We start from the raw sequence: 4,366 nt of genomic DNA, 5'->3' as shown, positions 1-4,366 counted from the left end.
AAGGAGAATCCTTAAGAAAAGGAAAATTAAAGAATTTATAAACCTAATTTTTTTTATAATTGTAGAATCTTTCAAAGTGGCGCAGTTTGACCGAAACAGGTGGCGTCATAACTCCGAAATAACCAAATGTATATGTGATCTGTAGAATCTGGGTAGAATGCACCAGAAATTTGAACATTTTTAGGCTTTGCGCAAGCTGTAAGAATTAGCAGCAAGTAGAAATATAGATGATAATTTTTCATATGTACTGCATTTCTAATTACCGCCAAAGGTAGCTGAATGATCGCTGATCAATTATCTATTAAACTACCACTACCAAATTAATGCTTTTTCGCCAATAATAATTGTACCATAAAACGGCAGATAAATAAAACCAATTTAGAAATGGGGGCAGTGCCAAAAAAGGTTCCTATTAAGGAACTATCAAAAATTAGATGTTTATTAACTGAAAAGAACTGGACTAGCGCTTTTCATAGGAGGTTTTGTTGTGCTTAGATTTTTTTTTCGACGTTGTAATTCCGCCCAGTTTTGAATCCAAGATAAGCTAGTAATACTAGAATTACTATTTGAACTGTAAACAGAATTCGTGATATAATTTTCAATGCGTTTCCAACCACATTTATTCCATCAGCAATAGAGTCATTATTGGGAGGTCCACTAAAAAAGTCTAGCATACCAATTGTTTTACCAAGAACTACGACGAGCAAAATCGTTGCTATTATCAGTATTAGATTTGCCGTATTATTTTTAAATCGATTTCGAACAACTCTAATTAGATAAACCGTAAAAAAAACGAATACAAATAACAGTAAAATTAAATGGACATTGGCAATGACAAAATAAGTATCGTGAATATTTATATCGAAAGTAGAGTCAATATTAAATCCATCTATTCCAAAAAGTATTAGAGTCCAGAATAAAAAAAGTCCTGAGGTTCCAGTTAGCCAAATGATTTCTTTTCTATTCAAATTTTCAATTTTGGTTCAATTCTGTAACATTAAGCACAACGTTCCATGTATGGTGTCGAAGCATCCCGTAGGGTGCTATGCATTATACATATTGTTGTGCTTTCGTTTTTTTAAATATTAGTTTTCATTTTTAGTGTAATCTCTCCTATATTGTATGCATATATTGAAGCGGGAAGAAAAGTAAATCTCAAACCTTGTATTTCTTTCGTTCCTATTTGATCAATTGAAGTCACAACTGCAGATTTAAGGTTATTTGCTTCACAAAATTTAATCAAGCTTTTCAATTCTTGGGGTTTATCAAAATATCGGTTACTCCATTTAATTTCTACTCCCCAAACAGGTTTATAATGTTTATCATCTACCAAAACTAGATCTACTTCCCCTTCATTCCTGCCGTCCTTCCATCTAGCATATGTTAAATCTAGTTGCTCTCGATGCATCCATTGTGAAAGAATTGCTGTTTCAACCATGTTTCCCATTTCTTGGTCTGTTTCACTTATCGGGGAAAATAAAGCAGTGCGAAGTGATGGGTTGGTAAGATATACTTTGAAGCTTGTTATTCTTTTTAATCTTTTTGCATTGACCCCAACCTTATTTAGTACCTTAATTAAGAATGCTGCTTCTAAATATTCTAGATATTTTTTTAATGTATCCTTTTGTATCCCACTTTCCCTAGACATTGTCTCATATGAGAATTCATTACCAGTATTATAAGCTATGTATGTGAAAAATCTATTTAACTCCTGGACATCTTTGATTCCATACAAGCTTGGCAGATCTCTGAGCAGAACTTTGTCTACAATGTCGTTTTTCACATATCTACCCATATCGCCTTGTATTTTTTCAGATAACACAACCTCTGGGTATCCTCCAAAATTTAAATAATGGACAAATTCTTTATTTAATGCTTTGGGATCATGAGTTAAGCAATACTTTATATCCTTGTCTCCATATTGAATATCACCTGTAAATATAAGATGGTCTAATTTTTTCAAATGAATATATTCCTGAAATGTTAATGGAGGTAATAAGAAATCAGTGAATCTACCCGCTCCACTTTCCGTACTGTGCCATTTCAAGGCTGCGGCTGCCGAGCCAGAAACGATGAATTTGGTATCAGGATATGAGTCAACCAATACTTTTAAATGTCTTTCCCAATCTTTCAAGTATTGTATTTCATCAAAGAAGACGTAACAACCATTAAGGTTTTCAAGGTTTAAAGAATCTTTGCATAATGTTAAAACATCCTCCAGGCTTAAATTCACATAAATTGGGTTGTCAATCCCAATAAAGAATAGTTTATGAGGATTTGTTCCTTGTTTCAATAAATTTTCAATGCAATGAAATAACATTACAGTTTTACCAACTCTTCTAGGCCCCATTAGAACTAAAGCCCTTTTAATACTCCTTTCAAGGACGAATGGATAAAAGAGATCAAAGTATAATCTCTTGGACATTGAGCTATATGTGTTCGGTATCTCTTTCGTAATCCACCATGGATTTTCATAACGAAGACGTTCAATAATCTTTGCTGTCGGAATAAGGTTTAGCCTTGCCATATTTTCATCTTAATATAACAAATATATTTAAAATAAATAGATTTAAAACTATCTATAGTTACAAATAATGAGTTTTTAGGATGGATATAGGGTTAAGAGGTAGTTAATTCGACAATCCTCGGCTTGTCATAATGAAGCACAACGTGTTTGGCTATGAAAAGTGCGGGATTTTGACAATCAAAAAACTGTCAGCCTAGCACTAAACAAAGCTTTTTTTTGAGTTATAAATTTACTGTTTTTTTAAAGCGAACAAAAAAAGGTTTGTGACTTAATAAATAAATCACAAACCTTTGAAATAGGACAGAACTCCGCATTTTTTATAGCCGGTGTTGGCGGTAGTTTTTATTTAAGCATCTACAAAAATTACTTGACCAGTAATAAACCCATCAACCGAACGTTCAAATGCTTTTCCAACTAATTTTCCAGGAACTGGCTCAAAACCAGGCATCATTTCACCATAAACATCCCAAGCTTCTTCTAAAACAGTTGGGTTTATAGAGTTAACACGAATACCTCTTGGCATTTCAAATGCAACACATTTAACGAATGTATCAATTGCTCCACTTGTAGTTGCGTCTGCAATAGCAAATGGAATCGGTTTAACATTTAGAATTCCCGTAATTAATGTGAAAGAACCGTTATCTGCAATGTATTCTTGTCCTATACGAACAATATTAATTTGTCCCATCATTTTACTTAAAATGGTACTCATCCATTGTTTTTCTGTCATTTCTGTGAAATTTGCATATTCACATACACCAACAGTATTTACAACAGCATCAAAATGTCCTACGTCCTTGAAAAGTTTTCTTAAGGATTCTTCGCTAGTAATGTCAACTTGATAGTCATAGCTATCTGCAGAACGTCCAGCAGTTATAACTTTGTGTTTTCCTAGACCTGTAAGAGCAGCTTGTCCCATTTTTCCGTTTGCTCCAATTAAAATTATTGTTTTCATATAATATCTGTTTTTAAATTATATGCAAATTTATGAAGCACTAAAGTTTTAAGAAGAGGACATTTGTCTAATACGTAATATTAGCCCTTATTCGACTTAGGTGACGTTGAGTAACGCCTAGGTAAGAAGCTATATAATGTAATGGAATCTCTTTGATGTATTCAGGTTGCGTTCTAATTAAATCTAAATAGCGTTGTTGAGCTTTATCTTTTTGATGATTAAATATCCATTTTTCTAATTCTACATATTCTTTTTCGGCAATAATTTTCAAAAAAAGCAACCAATTACTATTTGATTTCGCTAAATTTTCTAATGTTGCTTTTGGTATTGAAATTATTTCAGCATCTGTCAGAGCTTGAATATTTTCTTCAGATTTTTTTTGCGAAATAAATGACGAATAAGCCATTAATAGTTTATTTGGAAAAGTGAAACAATATGTAATTTCATCGTCATTATTTGAAAAATAATAAGAACGAAAAATTCCACTTTTAACAAAAGCTATAGAGTCGCAAATTTCATTATTATTAATATATAAATCGCCTTTTTTTAATAAAATAGTTTGAGATAACTTCAAGAAATCATTAATCTCTATGTCTGTAAATAAATTAAATGATTTTAAATATTCGTTCATTTCTTTCTTGATGTTTGGTATGCTCAAATTACCGCCAACGAAGATATATGATCAATGATTATATATCTATTATACTAAACAACCTAATTAATGCTTTTTAGTGAAATATAATAGTCCCATAAAACGGCCGTGGCCGTTGCAGAAGTGCTCTACGTATAAGATATTGACCCTAGTAGGTTGTTTTTACGGAGCCATTCGGAGAACCGGCCTTGGTTGGATTTGCCGGATAAAAATGGTCAGGAAGCCTTGGAAT

Annotated in this window: 4 protein-coding genes; all 4 read right to left on the bottom strand. The window is 32.4% G+C overall.

All coding sequences use genetic code 11. The annotated features are described in order from the left end of the window. Nucleotides 1-491: 491 nt before the first annotated feature. Nucleotides 492-968: a hypothetical protein gene (locus tag CWD90_RS22785; RefSeq protein WP_103478352.1), complete on the bottom strand. Its 477-nt coding sequence runs from the start codon at nt 966-968 to the stop codon at nt 492-494. Between the two features lie 110 nt (nt 969-1,078). Further along, complete coding sequence (locus CWD90_RS22780; protein ID WP_239986601.1) at nt 1,079-2,425, bottom strand: ATP-binding protein; 1,347 nt, start codon at nt 2,423-2,425, stop codon at nt 1,079-1,081. A 448-nt stretch (nt 2,426-2,873) separates the two neighbouring features. Then, nucleotides 2,874-3,482 (bottom strand): short chain dehydrogenase, encoded by a 609-nt coding sequence (locus CWD90_RS22775; protein ID WP_103478350.1) that lies wholly within the window; start codon nt 3,480-3,482, stop codon nt 2,874-2,876. Nucleotides 3,483-3,549: 67 nt separating this feature from the next. Further along, entirely contained in the window at nt 3,550-4,113 is a 564-nt protein-coding gene (locus CWD90_RS22770; protein ID WP_103478349.1) for a Crp/Fnr family transcriptional regulator, read from the bottom strand. Nucleotides 4,114-4,366: the final 253 nt, after the last annotated feature.

The organism is Arenibacter catalasegens, assembly GCF_002909235.1.
Classification (GTDB): Bacteria; Bacteroidota; Bacteroidia; order Flavobacteriales; family Flavobacteriaceae; genus Arenibacter; species Arenibacter catalasegens.
The sequence above is the reverse complement of the archived record's forward strand: the minus strand, read 5'-3'. Positions and strand labels throughout refer to the sequence as shown.